The following is a 19690-nucleotide window of genomic DNA, read 5'->3' as shown; positions in this document are numbered from 1 at the left end:
GACGGGGCGGATGGCCGCCCGATTTCCCAAGGATAACGCTCCATGAACTTGCCCCTGCTCAAGCTCGCCGAACCCGAACTCCCGTCCGAATGCGCCAAGGCGGATAGGCTCTTGCCCGTAGCCCGCGTCATTGCGGATGCGCTTGCTCGATCCAATAGCATCACCCGCCAGTTCCTTACGCGGCAGATGGCAGAGGCGTTTGGCGCGTCAGATGCCGATGGTGCCTGGTCGATGCGCGATGCCTATGATGCGCTCGAGACCGGGCAGGTGATGCTGATTGGGCGAGAGGATTGGCTGGGAATGCATAGCGCTGAACCTGAGGCGGTGTTCGCCGCGCTGCTTGCCTTTCAGAACGGCCTGCCGACCCAGACTTACCGGTCGGAACACCAGGTCGATCTCCAGCAATTCAGCACACCGCTGGCGCTGGCATGGCTCGCCGCCCGTGCGGCGCAGCTCAAATCCAATGACCTGGTGCTCGAGCCATCGGCGGGCACCGGGATGCTTGCGGCCCATGCTGCCAGGGCTGGTGCCCAATTGCTGCTCAACGAACGAGATCAGCAACGGGCGGCGCTGCTGGGCCTGGCGCTTCGCCATGACGTCACCACCCATGACGCGGAATTTATCCACGACAAGCTGCCATCCGGCCTTGCTCCCAGCGTCGTCCTGATCAACCCGCCCTTCAGCCGCAGTGAGGGCCGTGGCCGTGATCGGCACGCCGGTGCGCGCCATCTCCGCTCCGCGCTGCTGCGCCTCGCGCACGGCGGGCGCTGCGTTGCGATCATGCCACCCAGCTTCGCCCCCGATGGCGGCGGCGCAGCCGGTTACGCGGCAGTGGCCGAAGTCGTTCCGCCGCGCGTGGAAATCACGATCCTCGGCAATCCCTACGCCAAGCACGGCACCAGCATCGCGGTCCGGTTGCTGATCTACGACAAGGGCTGGATGGGGCAGACGGTTCGCCACACCGTGCCCGATATCGAAGCCGCTCTGCCGATCGTGCTCGGTCTGCCACCCCGGCTCGACCCGTCGCAATCGCCGCCTCCTGCGCCTGCGATGGCGCAGCCGAGACTACGCCGGGGTACCAAACCTTCGCCGTCATCGCTTTTCACGAACCTCACGGGATCGAAACTCGCCACGCCAAAACGCGAACCACGGATCGACGATGTTCCCCGCCCGCTCGATTATGCGGTTCGGGACACGCCGCTTGCCGCAGGCGATCCGGTCGGCATCTATGTCCCCTGGCGGCTCGCGCGCATCGAAATCCCGAGTGCGAAGCCGCACCCCGATCAGTTGGTCGAATCCGTTGCCATGGCCTCGGTTCTGCCCCCGGCTCCCAGTTACCGGCCTATGTTGCAGGACCGCGCCGTTGCCGCATTATCGAATGCCCAGCTCGAAACCTTGATCCATGCCGGTGAGGCATTCGCGCGCGACTTGCCCGGCAGCTTCCTGCCCAACGATGCAGGCGACCAACTCACCGAGACGCCCGAGGGTCATGTCTACCGCACCGGCTATTTCATCGGCGACGGCACCGGAGTCGGTAAGGGACGCGAGGTTGCGGCCTGCATTCTCGACCAGTGGAATCAGGGACGCCGCAAGGCGGTGTGGATATCGGCAAGCGCCGGGCTGGTCGAGGATGCGCGCCGTGACTGGGCCGCGCTCGGCGGGCTCCCCATCGATATCCAGCCGCTCGATGCGTTCCCGCTGGGCCAGCCGATCGGCATGGCGAGCGGCATTCTCTTCCTGACCTATGCGACGCTGCGTTCCTCGCGCCATGACGAGGCCTCACGCCTGCAGCAGATCCGCGCCTGGCTTGGCGAGGATTTTGACGGCATGATTGTTTTCGACGAGGCGCATGCGCTCGCCAATGCCGCAGGGACCGATACCGAGTTCGGCACGGCCAAGGGCTCCGAGCAGGGATTGGCGGGTGTCCGACTCCAGCATGCGCTACCCCGCGCCCGCGTCCTCTATGTTTCGGCGACCGGCGCCACCGATCCCGCCAATCTCTGCTATGCTGCCCGGCTTGGCCTGTGGGGACCGGGCACCGCGTTTCGCGACCGCGCCGCCTTCATGGCAGCGATGGACAGCGGCGGTATCGCTGCCATGGAAATCGTTGCGCGGGATCTGAAAGCCATGGGGCTTTATACGGCCCGTGCGCTCAGCTTCACCGGAGTCGAATATGAGGCGCTGGAACACCGCCTGACGCCCGAGCAGATCCTGATTTACGATACCTACTGCGATGCGTGGCAAATTATTCATGCCAACCTGGCTGACGCCCTGAAGGCGACGAACATCGTTGACCGTATGTCGGGCGATACCCTGAATGCACAGGCAAAAGGGGCAGCGCTGTCCCGGTTCGAATCTGCCAAGCAGCGGTTTTATTCGGGCGTCCTTCTGGCTATGAAGGTGCCGAGCCTGATCCGTGCGATTGAGGGGGAACTTGCCGCAGGGCACGCCGCTGTCGTGCAGCTTGTTACCACCGGCGAGGCAATCCTCGACCGGCGCCTTGCTGACCTGTCGGCACAGGAACGTGCGCAGCTTTTCGTGGATGTTTCGCCGCTCGATGGACTCATCGACTATTTGAAGAATGCCTTTCCCACGCGGATGCTGCGGGCCTTCAAGGCCAGCGACGGCATGATGCGCTCCGAACTGATGGTCGATGACGACGGCAGACCGGTTCATTGTCAGGAAGCGCTGGCCGCGCGTGACGCATTGGTTGAGCAGCTTTGCGGTATGCCGCCGATCCCGGCAGCGCTCGATGCACTGATCGCGCATTTTGGCAGTGATCAGGTGGCTGAGGTAACGGGACGCTCCAGACGCCTCGTCCTGGATGCATCGGGCAGGCGGAAGCTCGAACCGCGCAGCCCCGGTGCGCGGCGCTATGATAGCGATGCCTTCATGGCGGGCAAAAAACCGATCCTCGCCTTTTCCGACGCGGGCGGCACCGGGCGGTCCTATCATGCCGATCTTGGCTGCGGCAGTGCGGCCAAGCGCCGTATCCACTTCCTGCTGGAACCCGGCTGGAAGGCCGCGACCGCGATCCAGGGGCTTGGGCGCACCCACCGCACCAATCAGGCGAGTGCGCCGGTGTTCCGTCCCGTCATCACCGATTGCAAGGGCGAACGGCGTTTCATCAGCACGATCGCGCGCCGCCTCGACAGTCTGGGAGCGCTGACCCGCGGCCAGCGCCAGACCGGCGGGCAGAACCTGTTCGATCCGGCCGACAATCTCGAAAGCGACTATGCCAAGGAGGCGCTGACCCAGTGGTATCATCTGCTGTATGCCGGCAAGCTCGCCAGCACCAGCCTCTTGGATTTTCAGACGATGACCGGCCTCAAGCTCACCGAGCAGGACGGCGGCGGCCTGCTCGAAAAACTGCCGCCGATCCAGCGCTGGCTCAATCGTATCCTGGCGCTGCGTATCGCCACCCAGAACGCGATCTTCGAGGAATATATCGGCCTGATCCAGGCCCGCGTCGATGCCGCGCGTGAGGCGGGCACGCTCGATCTGGGCGTCGAGACGATCCGCGCCGAGCGGATTGTCCCGCTGTCCGATCAGGTATTGCGCACCGATCCGCTGACCGGCGCGGAGACCCGGCTGCTCCGGCTTGAACTGCATATGCGGCCTTGGACGACGTCCTGGAACCGCCTGATGCACATTTGGGACGGCACGAACGACATCGCTTTCCTGCGCAACGGGCGATCCGGCCGGGTGGCGCTGCGCGTGCCGTCCTGGTCGGTTACCGATGATGAGGGCAGGCCGGTACCGATGTGCCAGCTGGTTCGCCCGACAGGTCATGATCGCATGTCGCTGGGCGCGCTCTATATCAGCCATTGGAAGCCAATCGACCGCGAGGATTTTCGCAAGCTATGGGATGCTGAGGTCGCAACTGCTTCTTCTACCCTTGATGTCGAGACGATCAGCCTGGCGACGGGTCTGTTGCTACCGGTGTGGCACAAGCTGCCCGCCGACGATGTCCGGGTCTGGCGCATCGCCGACGGAAACGGCGAGACGCTGCTCGGCCGCATTGTCATGCCCGCAGCGGTCGAAAAGCTTGAGGGCGAGTTTGGGCTGGCGGCTTCGGTCCGCCTGACACCCGCAGAACTGATCGCGGCAGCGCGTACCGGGAATGGCGTATTGGTGCCGGGTCTGGATGGAACGCGGCTGGTCTCGGTCTTCGTCAACAACAGCCGCAGGCTGGAATTGCGTAGTGCCCAGCCGCAGGACCGTGAATGGCTGAAGGCGCACGGATGCTTCACCGAGGTCATTAGCTATGTGACACGGACATTTGTGCCGGTAGATCGGGCTGAAACGGTTCTTGCAGACATTATGGGTGCGCTGGCGGATGGAAGTCCATGACGGAGGAAAATGCGTCGAGGAGCTCAGGAGTGGGCCGAGAAGGCACTTGAATGTTTTCTTTGAAATGACTATTATTCTGACTAGTTGGAGGCTCTTATGCGACATTGGCCAGTGCAGGATGCAAAAGCGCGGTTCAGCGAGATGCTGGAAGCTTGCGCGAGCGAGGGCGCTCAGATCGTGACAAAACGGGGCGTCGAAACTGCGGTATTGGTCCCCTTACGGGAATGGAAGCGCCTTACGGCCCACTCGGGGCCATCGCTCAAGGCGCTGTTGCTGTCGGATGAAGGGCGCGGGGATATGGCCATCCCTCCCCGCGGCCATGCGCGCCGCCGCTCTGTGCCGACAATATAATGTATCTGCTCGATACCAATATCATATCTGAAATGCGGCGACCGCGACCGCATGGCGCGGTCAAGGCCTGGATTGAAGCCGTCGATGATGCTCAATTGCATCTGTCCGCGGTGACCATTGGAGAAATTCAGGCGGGCATTGAAATTACCCGGGAAAATGACAGCGCGCGCGCCGCCGTCTTGCAGCAGTGGGCCGATGCAGTCGCATCCACATTCAGCATAGTGCCGATGGATGCGAACTGCTTTCGTTTGTGGGCGCAGATGATGCACGGCAAACCCGATAGCCTCTATGAAGATGCCATGATTGCCGCGACCGCGCGCATTCATGGCCTTACGGTCGTTACCCGCAACGGGAAAGACTTTGCCGGGCTGGGTGTGCCGCTTCTGGATCCTTTCGTCGCGCGCTAACGGCCTGGTTCCTGTCAGCCGTTCAAACGGTCCTTGACCGCCTTGGCGGCAGCGAAGGTCAGTTTCTTCGAGGCGGCGATGGTCATCGCAGCGCCAGTGGCCGGATTGCGGCCTTCCCGTGCCGGGCTTGCCTTGACCTTGAGTTTACCGAACTGCGGGATCGATACTTCTTCGCCCTTTGCTGCCGCGTCGACGATGGTCGCAAACACCGCATCGACGATTTTCTTGGCGTCGGTCTTGCTGAGGTCATGGCTGGCCGCGATTGTATCGGCAATGTCGCTGGTGTTCATTTTTGGTCCTTCTGGCTGAAAACGGGACCGCATGCATAGGTCGGCAACGCAAAAGCGACAAGTCTCGGCAGGCACTTTACTCCGAAAAACAGCGAAGACGAGAAATCATAAAAGGAAAGTGGGGAAGGGAGAGCGCTGCCGGATGGTCCGGTGGCATTTTTCGGAGATATCCCATGGCCCAGAACGATCCCATCCTCGACCCTCTGTTTGTCGAGAGCTTCAATTCGGAGCTTGAAAAGCTCGATAGCTCGGCGCGTATCGCGATCACCGCGCTCTCTTCCAGCACCGATGTCTTCGAACTGCTCGATGATGAGGGCCAGTTCATCACGCTGCTGCCGATGAGCGCTACGCCTGAAGTGACAGCTGCTGCCTACCGGCTTTACGGGCAGGGTCTCAACCGGGGATTGCGTGCGGGCGAAGAACTCGCTTTCTCGAAGCTGCGTCACCTGATCGGAGCGGCTGCCGACGAGCGCTGAAGTGCTTCCGCGCCACTTGATTTACAAGGAGATTGAATATGGCTGACCGTGCATCCGCGTCCATACTGATTGGCGGGACAATCGCGCGATCCTGCATTTCCGGCCTTATTGCCGCCATCGATCTGGATGGCGGGCGCGCCGACTGGGAAGGGGAAGCTCTCGACGAACTGTCCGTCCGGAATGGCGAGACCCTCGAGGCCGTTGCCTATGAACTGCCTGGCGGCATATTCCAGGAAACCGAGAGTTTCTGCGAACAGCATGCAATTGCCTTCGTGCGTTCCTCAGGCAGCTGCGCAGGGGCATTCGGACCAGAGCGGGTTGTGTTTACGGGCGAGCGCCCAGCCGCTCATTTCGACCTTACCGAAAATGATGAGGTCGTCCTGACACAATATGGGCTACGCGCACTCGGCTCGCTGGAGGCAATCGAAAGCTGGTTCGTCACTGCCGGGTTCACCCCGCCGCCAATAATGATTGTCGAGGATGAGGCATCTTTGCCGCAGCCATACGAGCTGTGCCATGGCTGACTCCTATATCCAGGGCAGTTTTGCCTTTACCTGCACCCATGCGGAAATGGCGCTGATCGAGGAGGCGTTTCAGGCGAGCTTTGACCTTGAGAGCGGACATACACCGGCCGATCCAACGCCGGAATTCCTCGCGGCGTTCCCGCCCAAGTCGCCCGACGATCCCTGGAGCGGTTTTCTGGCGATCTTCCCCGATTCCGACTTCCCGACCTTCGGCGTCGATTTCGAGGGTGGGAATTCGCGGGAACGGCCCGAGATCAGCACCGTCATTTTCTACAGCACGACGGATTTCCAACCCGACCCGCTGGCGGCGCTCATTCAGCATTGCTGTCAGACCACGTTGCGTGACGCCCCCATCGGGTTCGAATGGGCTTGCAGTTGTTCAAAGCCGCGGATTGGTGAGTTCGGCGGCGGCGCCTGCGCGATCTTTCCCGATCGTATCGTGTTCAACAACACCGCGCAGATGCTCGAACGGGCGCTGAATGACGATCCGAACGGTGCCCCGCCGCCTGGGCAGGGGCATTGGGATGAGCTTCCCAACCATCCGCTCGCCGATTGGCAAGCCGAGGTTACCAATGGCGATACTCGCCTCGGTTATCACGCCTGGGCTACAGCGCGCTCCGCCTGACCCTTCAAACACGAGGACAAAACCCATGACCTTATCCGCAGCTGCGGAGGCTTCGCCGCGCCTGTATAGCCAGATCGATCATGACGATCGCGGCAATTTCCACTATCAGGGTGACCTCTATCGCCCGGCCGACGATTTGCCGACCTTGTGCCGCAGGATCGAAGCGCATCTTGCCAGCCATTTCCCCGAAATCCGTTTTGCCATTCGCAGCGAGCGCTTTTCCGGTGGCCGCAAGATTACGGCCGAAGTCCTCGATGCACCCGAAGATTTGTCGACGCGGGAAGCTCAAGAGGTGTTCATCACCGGAGTACGCGACCAGATCGAGCGGTTCGGCTTTTGTCGCACCAATCCTCTGCAGGACTACTGGAATTGCTCGTTCTACTCGGAGGTCGCCATTCGGCAGGCCTATTGGGGTGCGCTCGCGGCCCGGCGCGGCAAGGCCAATCCGGTCGATAATCTGGTGTCCCTGGCGAGCTTCAAAAAGCGCCTGAAGGTCGGCGACAGCCTGACCCTGCTGCACGCGCCGTACCAGCATCGTGCGCTGGGAGCGACCCGCAAGGTCATCCAGATCCGCTCGAAGGATTTCGTGTTCGAGGGACGCAGCTATTGTGATTTTCCGCGCGCCAGCAATTTTGCCTGCGACGGGCGTCTGGTGCGGATCGCCGTCGGCAACGAGCACGAACCAGATGCGCACCTTCTTTATCAATGGCACCCACAGCGGCCTGAGTGATCTGGCCGCCGAAAGGAAGGGGGTAGGAGAGGATGAGCGCGGATGCGGTGATGCACCGGCTCTTTCACCCCAGTTTCAAGGAGCAGCTTCATGGCCAGTCTTGCCCGCGTTCTCGACGCAGACGTCCTCGATCGTCCCATCCCTGCAGACGCTTCGCATGAGCGCCCGGTCAGTGGCGGTTACCGTGTCGATATCTCCCGTGATAGTAATGTCAGCCGGGTCTCGTCCGAATGGTTCTCCCGGCCCGACGACGAACGCTTCCTGTCTCTCACCGATCTGCACGACAGCGTTCGCAGGCGTGCCGACCGCGCGACCACCCGCATCGTCGAAAGCAAGGCGGTGCGGGTCGAAGCGCGCAGCGATAATCCCGAGCGGCTCTCGCTGGTCGTGCCCGGCGACGAGCGGCCGATCGCGCCCACCAACTGGTCGTTCGGCCAGCTCGCCAGCCTGGTCGGTGCGCCCGCGTCCTATCTGCGCACCCTGCCTGCCGCGCTTGCTGGCATCAATATGCAGCACGGGCTGCTCTCGCATCGCGGCGAGCAGGTCAAGTTGCTCCAGACCGACGATGGCCGCACCGAACTGCGCGCCGTCACGGGACCCGATTATGGGCGTATCTGGGATCACGAACTGGTGAGCGCCGTCATGCGGATTGCCGGGAACGGCGTTGGCGACACGCGCTGGAAAGTGCCGGGAGTGCTCGACTGGGGCAGCATGATCTATAATCCGTATGTCGATGTCAGCATGGAGACCACCACACTCTATGCGTCCGATCGCGATGTATTTCTGTTCCTGGTCGATGACACCCATCCGATCGAGGCAGGCAAGCTCCCCAATGGCGAGCCTGATCTCTACTTCCGCGGCTTCTATTGCTGGAACTCAGAAGTTGGCTCCAAGTCCCTCGGAATTGCGACATTTTACTTGCGTGCCGTGTGCATGAATCGCAACTTATGGGGCGTGGAAAATTTCGAGGAGATCAACATCCGCCACTCGAAATTCGCGGCCAACCGCTTCGCGCACGAGGCGGCGCCCGCGCTCGAACATTTTGCCGACTCTTCGCCGCGCAGTTTTATTGAGGGCATCAAGCAGGCGCGCGAGCGCATCGTCGCCCGCAAAGACGATGACCGCGAGGATTTCCTGAGAAAGCGCGGCTTCTCCAAGGCCGAAACCTCGAAGATCATCACGGCGGTGCTGGTCGAGGAGGGGCATCCGCCAGAAAGTCTCTATGATTTTGTGCAGGGTATCACCGCCCATGCCCGCACGAAGACCAATCAGGACAGCAGGCTCGAACTCGAGGGCAAGGCCCGCAAGCTCCTCGAAAGGGTGAACTGACCTCGGCGATCCATCGTCGGCCTGGCGCCGTAAGGCGAGGAACGGCGATGGATGTCTGCATATTCTGGAAGGAGACCACCGTGGAAATCGGGCGCTATCTGGTGCTCGGCACAATGCATGTGTCGATGAAGACTGCCGAATTGCTTGATGCCTGGGCACTCCTTGAACCATCGGGTCGACCGCTCGGTGTCGCCTCCACCCATTATGGCTGGTTCATCAGAACAAGCGACGTCGAGGGGCCGGATCGGGAACAGATACCCGGAGAATTGCTCGTCGCTATGCGGGTAGGGCGCGAACTGGCTTGTGACTATCTGTTGTTCGACTGCGATGCCCTGGCGATCGAGGGGCTGGAGGTTTTTCCTTGGTAAACCCGGCTTGATTTTGGCGATCAGCCTGTCTCTCGCGTCACGCAGCAACACATGTCAGCACCGGTTCTCGTCTGATCCGGGTTATATCGACGAAGGGACGCGGGTGAGTGCGAAGGGCGGTTGTCCGATCGTCACCAGCCGCATCCATCGCCTGATCAATGGAGATACGTCGCGGGAATGAGGCTTTTGCGCATCCGCCTGATCGGGCCTGTCGGACACACATCAGTTGGAATTTTAGCCTTGGGAGGATAGCATGCCTGACACAGCCGCATTCCGGATCGGACACTCGTCGGGGGTGTCGTGTCTATCCGATGACATCTTCGATCTCCTCCGGGCTCTCAATCTTGCCGAGATCAGCTTCGATCTCAATGGCAGCGGCGATTCCGGCGAGACATCGCTCGGGACAGTGCTTGACCGGAATGGTCGGCTGCTCTGCAAATTGCCCAATGTACCGATCGCTATCTCCCCGTCGGGGCATGTCGTCAGCCTCGCCGCCCATCTGGAAGATTTCGCCGCCGAGTTTCCTGAAGGGGACTGGGTCAACAACGAGGGCGGCTATGGTAGCGTCACGATAGCGCCGTTTGCCGATGATTCCGACGAAACTGTCTTCTGCGACATGACCTATCGCGACGGTTATGAAGACGACGACGGCGACGAAGACTGGGACAATGACCCCGACCCGCTCGATACCGCCGGGCAAGAGGATGACGCGCTTCCCCGACAGATCATCATTCGCGCGGAGATGTCGTCATGACCAGTCCTTCTTTTGCCGCCATGTCCGCATCTGCCCGGCAGGAAATCGAGGCAATAGTGCCTGAAGCCGTTAGACCCCAACTTTCTGGTTCGGTTGCGCCGTTTGCCTCGCTCATTGCCTTGTCACGCTGTCGATGGTCGATGTGCCTCAGTGATAATGACATCGTGCCATTGATAAAGATCGTCCCGGCACCGCGTGGTAACGTCGATGTGCGCGCTCTTGTCGACCGCACGATTGAGGCTGTCCGGTCTGCCTTTTTCGCACCGAACAGCAATCTTCCATTCGGGCTCGATGCATGGATCGGCGATCAAGGCTTCCTCCGGGTTGTCACTGCCCTGGTCAAGGCGGGGGCGGATGTCGATGCCATTCATAAACTCGCCGAGCATCTCGGTCGGCACATGACTGCTCTCAATGAACTGCTTCAGACCAGGGCGATCGCGCATTGCCGGGAAGTGGTGAGGCGGGATATTGGTCCTGAGCCGGCGGGCTCCGCACATTGTCTTGCGAAGGTCGTGCAATGGGCGTCCGCCCCTGAATATGCGAAGAGCCACCACAGGCCAGAGGTGCTTTTGCGCCGGCGTCAGGCGCTTGAGGCGTATGGAAGCCTCTCAGGCATATTGATGGAATCGTCGGTCACGGACGCGATCGACAAGGCGTTGCCGCTCAAAGACCGGCTCAAGGAGCGTCTTGGCATCGACGAAGCGCAGTTGCGGCGACTGACCGGTATCCTGACGATCGAGGAGGGTCTTGCCGCTCCCGTCGACCTCAGCGGGCCTCTGCGCGTTCTTCTCCTTCACGAAGTGCCACTGCACCAATGGCCAACCGGCAACGAATGGAGAGACAAGCTTTGGCGTCCCAATGGAACCGATGGATTATTAAGGCCTGACTATATCGCAGGCGAGACGCAGCGCACCGACGCCGTCAACGCGCTGCGCATGGATCTGCTAACGCCGCTCGCAGCCGAGCGGGTCCGCATACTGGGAATTTCCGGCAACTACCGGGTCGATAGCTTCGTAACACATTTGTCCCGGTTCGACCGGCTCGCCAATGGCCCGCTTCACCGGCTCTGGCTCAGGACAATCCGGGAAGCGGTGCTCGGATCACGAGGGGTAAAATCCTTCGGTGAGGCGGTAGAGCTTTGGCATCGCCGTGCGGCCACCTTGTCGGCGGTCCGGCACGAAGCGCAGGCCGATCAGCCGGGCTGGCCGGGTCTGTGCGACAGGTGGAATGCGGCCGATGGCATTCATTTGGTCTCGGCGTTGACCGGCGCGGACGATCTCGTGGCGGAGGGCAACGCGCTCGATCATTGCGTGGGCGGCTATTATCAACAATGCCGCAGAGGAGCAACGCAGATCCTGTCGTTGCAGGCGGAAGGCAAGCGGGTGGCGACGCTTGAACTCCTCATCGAGGAGGATGCCAACAGGGCGCTTTCTATTACGATGGGACAGTTCAAGGCGCGCCGGAATGCCCGCCCGGAGCCTCATCTCTGGCAGATACTAAAAGAATTTCTCGAGGATCTGAAGACCGGACGGCATGCGATACATGCGGCACCCATTCGTGCTTATCGGAAGCAGATGGCGCGCGGTGGCGATTATGCAAGGGGCAGTGGAGCGTTGCCGATTGACCATGCCAGACGCGCATGGCCGTTCTATCGCAGCCTTCTTCCCAAAAGTTCGCCCCCATCATTCGATGACTGGTGTGAAATGACCGGTCTCACCCGCATGCTCGACATGATCCTGTGCGAAATTGCGGACGTTGACCCACCCAAAGCTGGAGAGGTTCCATGAATCCATTCGATCATGCACGCTCCTCGGCCCGTATCCATGGCGGCTGCTGGTCCGACTATCATGCACTTCACGCCTGGTTCGACGCCAGCAAGGCGACGCATTGCCATTTTACGCACAGGGCGCTGCGTCACCATCGCGAGGGAGTGATCGAAGCCGTGGAACTGTTCGGCGAGACCATCCGGAATGCCGACGGCGTGGAGGTTCCCGTCGCTATGCTGGGGCGCCAGCATATCGAGGAGGACTGCGGTCGCCTTCCGAATGCCGCCGAGTGGCTGATCGGGTTCGACAGGCCGGATTGGATGACGGGTCGGTCGAACGACGCTGAGGAACTCGCGCGCATCAGTGCCCTTCATTTCGGTGGTACAGTGGATGCGTTCCTTCCAATCCACAGATGGTTCCTCGCGACAAGCAACTGGGCGGCGGGATCTGAACATGTTTTCTTCCGACACCATGCCTTTGGCATATATGAAACCGAGCATCGTTTTGGGCCCGCGCTCCCGGTGGGAGAGCGCCAGGTGCCGACGCGGGTCGTCGCCGAGCGGCATGTGCGTCTTGTCCTTAACCGCATGCCTGCGGCTGCCGATCTTTTTCGCCGGTTAAAGGCCGAGCGTTGGATGTTGCAGGCGACATCTCCTGCCAGGATCGGGCTCGACTGAAGCGCGATGGCCAGAATATGTTTTTATCTGCTCCCGTTCACCCATGGAAGGAACCGCATTATGCGCCGGACATCGCTGCTTGTCTGTTCGACACTGCATATTCCCCAGGAAGAACGCATGGCGATCGACAGGCTGATCCTCGCTGCGACGCGCGACGCCGATGGGCGCCTCGCCGTGTGCCATCCCGATCTGCTGATCGAGTCCTTCCAGTTCGGATTTTTTGTTCACACCGGAGTATGTGCGGACGCTGCCGGGCGACCGGACAGCGTCTCACCCGAATTTTGGGCGATAATGCGGGCGGCCACTTCGACTGGAGCTTCCTGGGTCCTGTTCGACCGGGACGAGCCGCTGGCGTCACACCTCCCGGTGTTTTGAACGGGCCAAGACTGCGAACTCCACCTATTTCCCCTATCGACAGGGAGATCATCATGACTGACCGCCACTTGTCATTCGCGCTGTCGCCCCGACTCAGGCATCTCTCGACTTTTGAAAATGCTTACAGGGTTGGCGTCCAACGGCGGCGGACCAGTGGTCGCAATCAGTTTGTCGTCTGCACAGGGGATCCGGCTCAGCCGTTTCGGATTACAAGCCGCCAGCCGCAACCGGATGAACGCATCCTCGCTCTGATCGCTTGAGTATCCGGTATTGGATCGAGAAGCTGTTCGGCTCGGTCAATCTCTGATGGAAATCCTGTCGGTAATCCTGTTTCGAGAGGGTATGCACCATTCTTCTATTTGTGTCATATGATGAAGTTTATGACATAAGTTTGAAAATGTGCCATTATTGCAAAATTATGCCTCATGCGCTATGATGCTTGCTCAGGAGATTTCTGCATGACGATCCAGGTGACCATAACCCCCAATGGCAGGCTGAGCTTGCCGGCAGACCTTCGTAAGCGTCTTGGCCTTGCGGGCGGAGGCGCACTGTTGGTGGAAGAAACGCCCGACGGCGTGATCCTGCGCACGCTGGCGCAATCGGTGGCGCATGCCCGTGCGCTTGCCCGGAAATATACCGGGGACCAGCCTGAAGCCTCGGTCGATGCCTTTCTGGAACAGCGGCGCGCGGACAGCGGGGAGTGAGCGCGTTCATTCTCGATGCCTCCGCGCTGCTGGCAATGCTCCGCGAGGAGCCGGGTGGAGACGCCGTCGCCGAGGCGGTTGGCGAGGCGCGGATGAGCGTGGTCAATTTGGCGGAAGTGGTGAGCCATTTCATCCACAATGGCATGCCGATGGACGCAGTCGACGCCATGTTGCGGCCGCTGCCGATCGCACTTGTCCCGGCCGATGCCGATCTGTCCCGTATCGCGGGTCATCTGCGCGCGCTGACAGCCGAAGCAGGGCTTTCGCTGGGAGATCGGTTCTGCCTCGCGCTGGCCTTGAGGGACAAGCTTCCTGCATGGACATCGGACCGGCAATGGAGTTCTATCGCCCAAAAGACGGGGGTTGAGGTCGTCACCATCCGGTAGCGATATGATCGCTGCTGCGGATTGTCGGCGCTGTTGATATTCGCACGGGCTGGCGGCATTTGACGAGCGGTCCGAATTTCTGAAAGGCTGAAGCGATGAACGCCACTCTGCCCGGTCCCGATGGTCGTCCCCGCTGCAAATGGTGTGCGGCGACGCCGGACTACCTCGCCTATCACGACAGGGAGTGGGGTTTCCCCGTCGCCGATGACCGGCGCCTGTTCGAGAAGATCTGCCTTGAAGGCTTCCAATCCGGCCTTAGCTGGCGCACCATTCTTGCCAAGCGGGAGAATTTCCGTGCCGCCTTTTCAGGTTTCGATTTCCATTCTGTCGCAGGGTTCGGCGAGGCGGATGTCGCGCGCCTGCTTGCTGATGCCGGCATCGTGCGCCATCGTGGCAAAATCGAGGCGACGATCAACAATGCGTCCCGCGCGGTCGAGATGGTGACAAGCGAAGGATCGCTCGCTGCCTTTTTCTGGCGCTTCGAGCGAGCGCTGCCTGATGGTGTCGCGCCGCAGAGCGTCTCGACCACCGCCAGTTCGGAGGCGTTGTCGAAGGAACTGAAGAAGCGCGGCTGGCGCTTTGTCGGCCCTACCACCGTCTATGCCTTCATGCAGGCGATGGGACTGGTGAATGATCATGCCGAGAGTTGCGTAATCCGCCCGGAAGTTGCCGCTGCCCGCGCCGCCTTCACACCGCCCTCATGACCCGTGAGGCGTTCAACGCTTTCTGCTCCAGCCTTCTGGCCACAACCCATGTTATGCAATGGGGCGGCGCCGATGTCTGGAAGGTAGGCGGCAAGGTCTTCGCCATATGCGGCTGGAGCAAGGACAAGGTGCCGGGGATCACCTTCAAAACGTCGGAGATCGCCTTTGAAATGCTGCGTGATATGCCGGGGCTGCGGCCTGCCCCCTATCTCGCCTCGCGCGGGATGAAATGGATCCAGCGTCATGGTCTTCCAGGGCTGAATGACGAGCAACTGCGCGATTATCTCGCTACCTCCCACCAACTGGTGGCCGGAGGACTATCCCGCAAACTGCGGCGCGAACTTGGCCTCGACGTGCTCGCGGGTCGATGACCTCCGGCTTGTTACTGCGTTCCCGGGCGAGCCATCCATAGCCAATATTATAGGGGTTCAGGCATCGGGCTGGCGGGCCGCGTCTCGATCCCCGCTGGGCGGGGTTTTCCCCTGACGGAACTTGAGTCCTTAATTATATTCTCTGGCAAGATCGTCTTATTAAACGGGGCGTTTCGCGCGGAAAATATATCCAAAACTGCGCCATGCTTTCCGCCCTGCAAGAGTCTCGCGCCATGCGCTGCACGCCAGGGAATCGTCTGCAGCATTGCTGCGTTCCTCTGGCCATTTCCTTCGGTCATACTCCATTGAACCGGTCGCAGCTGGCTCCACCCTTGAGGGTCGAGATTCTGCCTGACCCCGTGTGTGTAGTCGCAGACCTGTGATTGATCCGTGGATTGAGAGCGAGGGCGGCTGCCCGCTTCGCGGGCACCGGACTGACGAGCTGCGCCTCAAGCCCCGCTGCGCGGGTTTCGATCCCTTGCGGGACTTATATCCCTGTCGTGGCACGGGGCGATGCGTTCCATTTTCCTTGAGAAATTGGTGGAGGACCCGGCCGTGTTGCGCGGGGCGGGGAAAGGGTTGCGCGCCATTGGGGCGAGTGCTCGAGCATGGGGATTGCGCGCGCGGCGAGGGGGCGCTGCGATCCCGGACATCGGCTCGGCGGCGAGGTCGGGTTCCCAGAGAAGAGGAGGGTTTGAAGAGGGTGTCGCGAAGAAAATGGTTTCGAGAGCGACATCTTAAAGGAGTTAAGATCATGAACATTGGTGAAATCCGGAATGTGAATGGCCGTCTGACCGGTTCCATTGCAACGCGCACCATCGATCTGCCACGGATCGGTCTGCGCAAGGTCGACAGCACGAGCGATCGCGCGCCGGTCTATGAAATCCTCGCGCTCAATGTCGCCCGGCGCTGGGTGCAGATCGGGGCGCTGTGGGAGGCTTTCTCGAAGAAGACCGGCGAGGCGTTCCTTGCAGGATCGGTTGACGATCCGGGCCTGCCCGAGCCGCTGCCCGTCGCGCTGTTCCCGACCGAGGATGGCGGCTTCACCATCGCCTGGCGGCGTGAAACGGTGCGCGCCGAGTTCGGTGGCGGCTTCGGCACGTCGCAGCGCTCCTACGACCAGCGGTCCGAGGGTGGCTTCGGTGAAAGCACCGCGGGCAACGATGGTGCGCTGATGGGTGCAGGCGCTGACGATGGCGAGGACCTGCCGTTCTGACCTGAGCGGCACCTGACGAAGGGCCGGGGGTGCATCAGTGCCTCCGGCCCTTTTCGTTTTCCTCTGTCTTCACCTATCGATCAAGGAGCCCGTTATCATGACCACTTCTCCCGCACCGCGCAGCGTCAGCAGCTTTCCCGACCTCAAGGAACTTTATGCCGAAATGACCGCCACCCCGGAATTTCAGGCGGCGTTCGGTGATCCACTGGGCCTTTCGATTATCGAACCGGGCGAGCAACCTGGCGAGCATGAAATGCCCGAACCCTTCGCGGCTCAGGCCGAATGTGGGGGTATTGTCGCCACCATTTTCGACCTGTTCTCCGGCACAAGGCTGGAACCACTGGCGGCCGAGATTGCTTGGGGGTTCGTCAACAGCTTCCATTTCGTCGCGGGCAAGCTTGAACGGCGAGAAGACTCGCTCGCTGCCGAAGTCGGCGATCTCGCGCGCAATCCTGACATGAGTGAGATCTACAACAATGAACTGGAGGAGAAGCAGCTCCTTTGCCAGTCCTTCGCCGAACAGCGCGAAGCGATCGAATGCATGCGCGATTATGCCGCAGAAATGTACCGGGCGCAGTCGGGATGGCCATGGTCACCGGCGCGCGGCAGCAAGGCCTCCTCGGCCTCCACGGCCAGCCAGATTGCCGCGCTCGATTTCCTGCGGGCACGAGAACTGGCGACCCGCGAGAAGCATATGCCGCGCGGACCGATCGTGGTGTTTTCGGGACCTGCCGGGTGGCATGACTGGGAGGCGTTGTGGGCGAAGCTCGACGAGATCAAGCAGCGCATCCCCCATATGACGCTGGTGACGACCGGGCAGCGCAAGGGGGCCGACGCAATCGCTGCCGCCTGGGCGGCGCGGAGCGAAAACAGTGTGCCGCTGGTTGCTTATGGTTTATACGGCAACGGCCGCAAGACCGCCTTCACCCGCAACCGCAAGCTCGCCGAACTGAAACCGGTGGAAGCACTGCTGTGTGAAGGCTCGGGGCTTCAGGCCAATCTCTACCAGACGCTGCGGCAGGCAGGTATTCCGATTCATGCCTTTCGCAAGGTGGATCAGGTGGCCGACAGCGCGGTGCGCCGGATGCGGGCATGAGCATCGCTTGATCGGGACAGGGCGGGCATTGCCCGCTCTGTCATTTCCTCGGCCATGGGAGAGGTTGATTTGGACTATTAAATAGTCTATATATTATCTGTGGTAGTTTTCATCCATCTGAGGAGGTCCGCATGCATATTTCCGTTTCCGAAGCAAAGGGGCAGCTCACCGAGCTGGTTCGCCGGGCCGAGGCGGGCGATGAGGTGGTCCTGACCCGGCATGGTCATGCGGCCGTGCGTCTGGTCCCGGTGAAACCCGTACAGGACCGGGCGTCCCGCAGGGCGCTGATGGAGGGGGTTCGCAGGGCCGCTGTCGCCAAGGCGCGTGCGGGAGCCGATGCCGCCCATAGTCAGGACTTCCTCTATGGTGACGAAGGCCTGCCGGGATGATCGCCATCGATACTTCGGCGATCATGGCGATCCTTCTGGGTGAACCCTCCGCGGAAGCCTGCATCGCGGCGATGGAGGGGGAGGAAGAGATCATCATCTCGGCGGGAACACTTGCGGAAACGCTCATCGTTGCCGGACGCCGCAATGTAGCCGAGGAAGCGTCCAGACTGATCGAGGGTCTGGGGCTGGAAATCATATCCGTGACACCGGCTTCAGCGCGGCGGGTGGCAGATGCCTATGCCCGCTGGGGCAAGGGTGTGCATGCCGCCGGCCTCAATTATGGTGATTGTTTCGCCTATGAGGTGGCAAAGGAACATGGCTGTTCGTTGCTGTTCGTCGGCGACGATTTTCCCCAGACCGACATTGATGCCGCCCTCTGAGCGGTCGCGGACGACAGCAGAAATTCTCTTCACAGATGCAAAATAACGAGCGGTCCCGCCAATGCGAGGCCGCTTTTTTATGCCTGACCATCCTCGGTTCGCCCTGCAGACAGGGCCAACACGGGCATAGAGCCCGCGCTGTCCCCTAGGTTTTTTGGCGAGGCGCGTGGGGCGAGGGTGGTGTATAATATACTCTACAACAAGTCCAAGTGTGGCACGGGGACAGCACCGGCCTCAAGGACGACGGGGCCCCACCATTTTCCTTGGCGCAGCCGCGGCAGTGCTCCTCTTTCAGCCTTGTGCAGCGCCAAAGAAAATCGTGACCCCCATCGCCGCTAACGCGGTCGCTTCGCGATCCTTGACCCCGATGCTCACAGCCCGTGCCTTTGAAATTGCCTCTTTTCAATCCATTCAAGGAGGCAAACATGACCAAGGTAACCCGCACGATCCGTGACTTCGCCGAAATCGCCGACCTCATCGCCGCAGAGACGATGACGACCAGCGACAGCTTCCATACCGCCTTCGAAACAGGGCAGGACATCAGCCGCATCGGGTTCGGTGAGGAGGAACTCACCGCCGATATGCCAGACGCCACAGAAGCCCAGCTTGCGACCGAGATGCTGGTGCGCACGATGTTCGACGTGCTGCGCGATACCCGTATGGAGTGCGTGGCGGCGCGGCTTGCCTGGGGGATCGTTCACAGCTTCCACAAGGTCGCGGGCCAGCTCGATGGGGAAGCCGACCGGGCCGCGGTCAAGATCAAGGAACTGGTCCATGGTGCCGACGGCAGCGAGATCATGATGGCCGAACTGGAGGAAGCCCAGCTCCTCTGCCGGTCGCTCGACGAAGCGCGCGAAGCGGTCGCCTGCATGCGCGACTATGCCGCAAGCACCTACCTTGCCGAGACGGGGCGGCCATGGTCGAGCCCGAAGGGGTCGCTGGTCTCTTCCAGGCGCACTGCCTCGGTGATTGCCGCAACCGACTTCCTCGCGGCACGCAAGATGCGCCGGGCCGAAGCGCACAGCCCGCAGGGACCTGTGGTGATCTTCTCCGGTGGGCAGGTCTGGGAGGATCATGCCCTGCTGACGGACACGCTCGATGCGGTGAAGGCGCGCATTCCGGGGATGGTGCTGGCGACGACCGCGCAGGACAAGGGGTGCGACGCGATTGCGGCAGCCTGGGCGGCCAGTAGTGGGACCATGCTCATCGCCTTCACCCTCGACCGGAGATTGGGCAAGCGGGCAGGGTTCGCGCGGAACGAACAGTTGCTGAACCTGCGCCCGGTCGAAGCGATCGTGTGCGAGGGGTCGGGGCTCCAGTCGCACCTTGCCCGCGAGGTGAGGGCGAAGGGTGTGCCTGCACATTTCTTCGCCCTGAAAAACCAGCGGACAGCGCAAGTGGCGGCGTGAGGAAGCGCTA

The 19690-nt window shown here is 61.4% G+C and carries 23 protein-coding genes; 22 read left to right on the top strand and 1 reads right to left on the bottom strand.

Translation table 11 applies throughout. The annotated features are described in order from the left end of the window. The first annotated feature begins 42 nt into the window (after positions 1–42). From FHS92_RS03100 to FHS92_RS03090, 3 genes are all read left to right on the top strand, one after another. The gene (locus FHS92_RS03100; protein ID WP_184077421.1) at positions 43–4353 is read left to right on the top strand and encodes a strawberry notch family protein; all 4311 of its coding nucleotides are present in this window, start codon (positions 43–45) and stop codon (positions 4351–4353) included. Positions 4354–4449: 96 nt separating this feature from the next. Then, positions 4450–4704: a type II toxin-antitoxin system Phd/YefM family antitoxin gene (locus FHS92_RS03095; protein WP_184077419.1), complete on the top strand. Its 255-nt coding sequence runs from the start codon at positions 4450–4452 to the stop codon at positions 4702–4704. After that, on the top strand, positions 4704–5111 hold the full coding sequence (locus tag FHS92_RS03090) for a type II toxin-antitoxin system VapC family toxin (protein WP_184077417.1): 408 nt from the start codon (positions 4704–4706) through the stop codon (positions 5109–5111). Before FHS92_RS03095 ends, FHS92_RS03090 begins: the two co-directional genes overlap by 1 nt. 14 nt (positions 5112–5125) lie before the next feature. On the opposite strand, the gene FHS92_RS03085 is transcribed toward FHS92_RS03090, so the two are convergent. Next, entirely contained in the window at positions 5126–5401 is a 276-nt protein-coding gene (locus FHS92_RS03085; protein ID WP_184077415.1) for an HU family DNA-binding protein, read from the bottom strand. 173 nt (positions 5402–5574) lie between these two features. On the opposite strand from FHS92_RS03085, the gene FHS92_RS03080 reads away from it, so the two are divergent. The 19 genes from FHS92_RS03080 to FHS92_RS02990 all read left to right on the top strand — a co-directional run bounded on the left by FHS92_RS03080 (position 5575) and on the right by FHS92_RS02990 (position 19680). Continuing rightward, the gene (locus FHS92_RS03080; RefSeq protein ID WP_184077413.1) at positions 5575–5877 is read left to right on the top strand and encodes a hypothetical protein; all 303 of its coding nucleotides are present in this window, start codon (positions 5575–5577) and stop codon (positions 5875–5877) included. Between the two features lie 38 nt (positions 5878–5915). Next, entirely contained in the window at positions 5916–6401 is a 486-nt protein-coding gene (locus FHS92_RS03075) for a hypothetical protein (protein WP_184077411.1), read from the top strand. Beyond that, complete coding sequence (locus FHS92_RS03070) at positions 6394–7026, top strand: hypothetical protein (protein ID WP_184077409.1); 633 nt, start codon at positions 6394–6396, stop codon at positions 7024–7026. Before FHS92_RS03075 ends, FHS92_RS03070 begins: the two co-directional genes overlap by 8 nt. Positions 7027–7051: 25 nt before the next feature. After that, complete coding sequence (locus FHS92_RS03065; RefSeq protein WP_184077407.1) at positions 7052–7756, top strand: hypothetical protein; 705 nt, start codon at positions 7052–7054, stop codon at positions 7754–7756. Positions 7757–7846: 90 nt separating this feature from the next. Beyond that, a complete protein-coding gene (locus FHS92_RS03060; protein WP_343056637.1) occupies positions 7847–9085 on the top strand; it encodes a DUF932 domain-containing protein in 1239 nt (412 codons plus the stop codon). 47 nt (positions 9086–9132) lie between these two features. Continuing rightward, a complete protein-coding gene (locus FHS92_RS03055; RefSeq protein WP_221230865.1) occupies positions 9133–9453 on the top strand; it encodes a DUF5983 family protein in 321 nt (106 codons plus the stop codon). A gap of 253 nt (positions 9454–9706) precedes the next feature. Next, positions 9707–10207, top strand: coding sequence for a hypothetical protein (locus FHS92_RS03050; RefSeq protein ID WP_184077405.1), 501 nt, complete (start codon positions 9707–9709; stop codon positions 10205–10207). Further along, the gene (locus FHS92_RS03045; RefSeq protein WP_184077403.1) at positions 10204–11994 is read left to right on the top strand and encodes a PcfJ domain-containing protein; all 1791 of its coding nucleotides are present in this window, start codon (positions 10204–10206) and stop codon (positions 11992–11994) included. The genes FHS92_RS03050 and FHS92_RS03045 overlap by 4 nt, the downstream gene beginning before the upstream one ends. Continuing rightward, positions 11991–12650, top strand: a complete 660-nt coding sequence (locus FHS92_RS03040) for a DUF6915 family protein (RefSeq protein ID WP_184077401.1) — start codon at positions 11991–11993, stop codon at positions 12648–12650. Before FHS92_RS03045 ends, FHS92_RS03040 begins: the two co-directional genes overlap by 4 nt. A 60-nt stretch (positions 12651–12710) precedes the next feature. After that, complete coding sequence (locus tag FHS92_RS03035) at positions 12711–13025, top strand: DUF5983 family protein (protein WP_184077399.1); 315 nt, start codon at positions 12711–12713, stop codon at positions 13023–13025. A gap of 458 nt (positions 13026–13483) precedes the next feature. Next, positions 13484–13729, top strand: coding sequence for an AbrB/MazE/SpoVT family DNA-binding domain-containing protein (locus FHS92_RS03030; RefSeq protein WP_184077397.1), 246 nt, complete (start codon positions 13484–13486; stop codon positions 13727–13729). Further along, positions 13726–14115 carry a PIN domain-containing protein gene (locus tag FHS92_RS03025; protein WP_184077395.1) on the top strand — a complete coding sequence of 130 codons (390 nt, stop codon included), beginning with the start codon at positions 13726–13728 and terminating at the stop codon, positions 14113–14115. The genes FHS92_RS03030 and FHS92_RS03025 overlap by 4 nt, the downstream gene beginning before the upstream one ends. A gap of 95 nt (positions 14116–14210) precedes the next feature. Further along, entirely contained in the window at positions 14211–14819 is a 609-nt protein-coding gene (locus tag FHS92_RS03020; RefSeq protein ID WP_184077393.1) for a DNA-3-methyladenine glycosylase I, read from the top strand. Beyond that, positions 14816–15190 (top strand): MmcQ/YjbR family DNA-binding protein, encoded by a 375-nt coding sequence (locus FHS92_RS03015; protein ID WP_184077391.1) that lies wholly within the window; start codon positions 14816–14818, stop codon positions 15188–15190. Before FHS92_RS03020 ends, FHS92_RS03015 begins: the two co-directional genes overlap by 4 nt. Before the next feature lie 754 nt (positions 15191–15944). After that, a complete protein-coding gene (locus FHS92_RS03010) occupies positions 15945–16406 on the top strand; it encodes a DUF736 domain-containing protein (RefSeq protein ID WP_184077389.1) in 462 nt (153 codons plus the stop codon). 97 nt (positions 16407–16503) lie between these two features. Next, a complete protein-coding gene (locus tag FHS92_RS03005) occupies positions 16504–17502 on the top strand; it encodes a DUF2493 domain-containing protein (protein ID WP_184077387.1) in 999 nt (332 codons plus the stop codon). Between the two features lie 131 nt (positions 17503–17633). After that, positions 17634–17891 (top strand): type II toxin-antitoxin system Phd/YefM family antitoxin, encoded by a 258-nt coding sequence (locus FHS92_RS03000; RefSeq protein ID WP_184077385.1) that lies wholly within the window; start codon positions 17634–17636, stop codon positions 17889–17891. Continuing rightward, positions 17888–18271, top strand: a complete 384-nt coding sequence (locus FHS92_RS02995) for a type II toxin-antitoxin system VapC family toxin (protein ID WP_184077383.1) — start codon at positions 17888–17890, stop codon at positions 18269–18271. Before FHS92_RS03000 ends, FHS92_RS02995 begins: the two co-directional genes overlap by 4 nt. 425 nt (positions 18272–18696) lie before the next feature. Beyond that, on the top strand, positions 18697–19680 hold the full coding sequence (locus FHS92_RS02990; protein ID WP_184077381.1) for a DUF2493 domain-containing protein: 984 nt from the start codon (positions 18697–18699) through the stop codon (positions 19678–19680). Positions 19681–19690: the final 10 nt, after the last annotated feature.

The organism is Sphingobium subterraneum, assembly GCF_014199435.1.
Classification (GTDB): Bacteria; Pseudomonadota; Alphaproteobacteria; order Sphingomonadales; family Sphingomonadaceae; genus Sphingobium; species Sphingobium subterraneum.
Note: the sequence above shows the minus strand (reverse complement) of the source record. Positions and strands in the feature narration are given on the sequence as shown.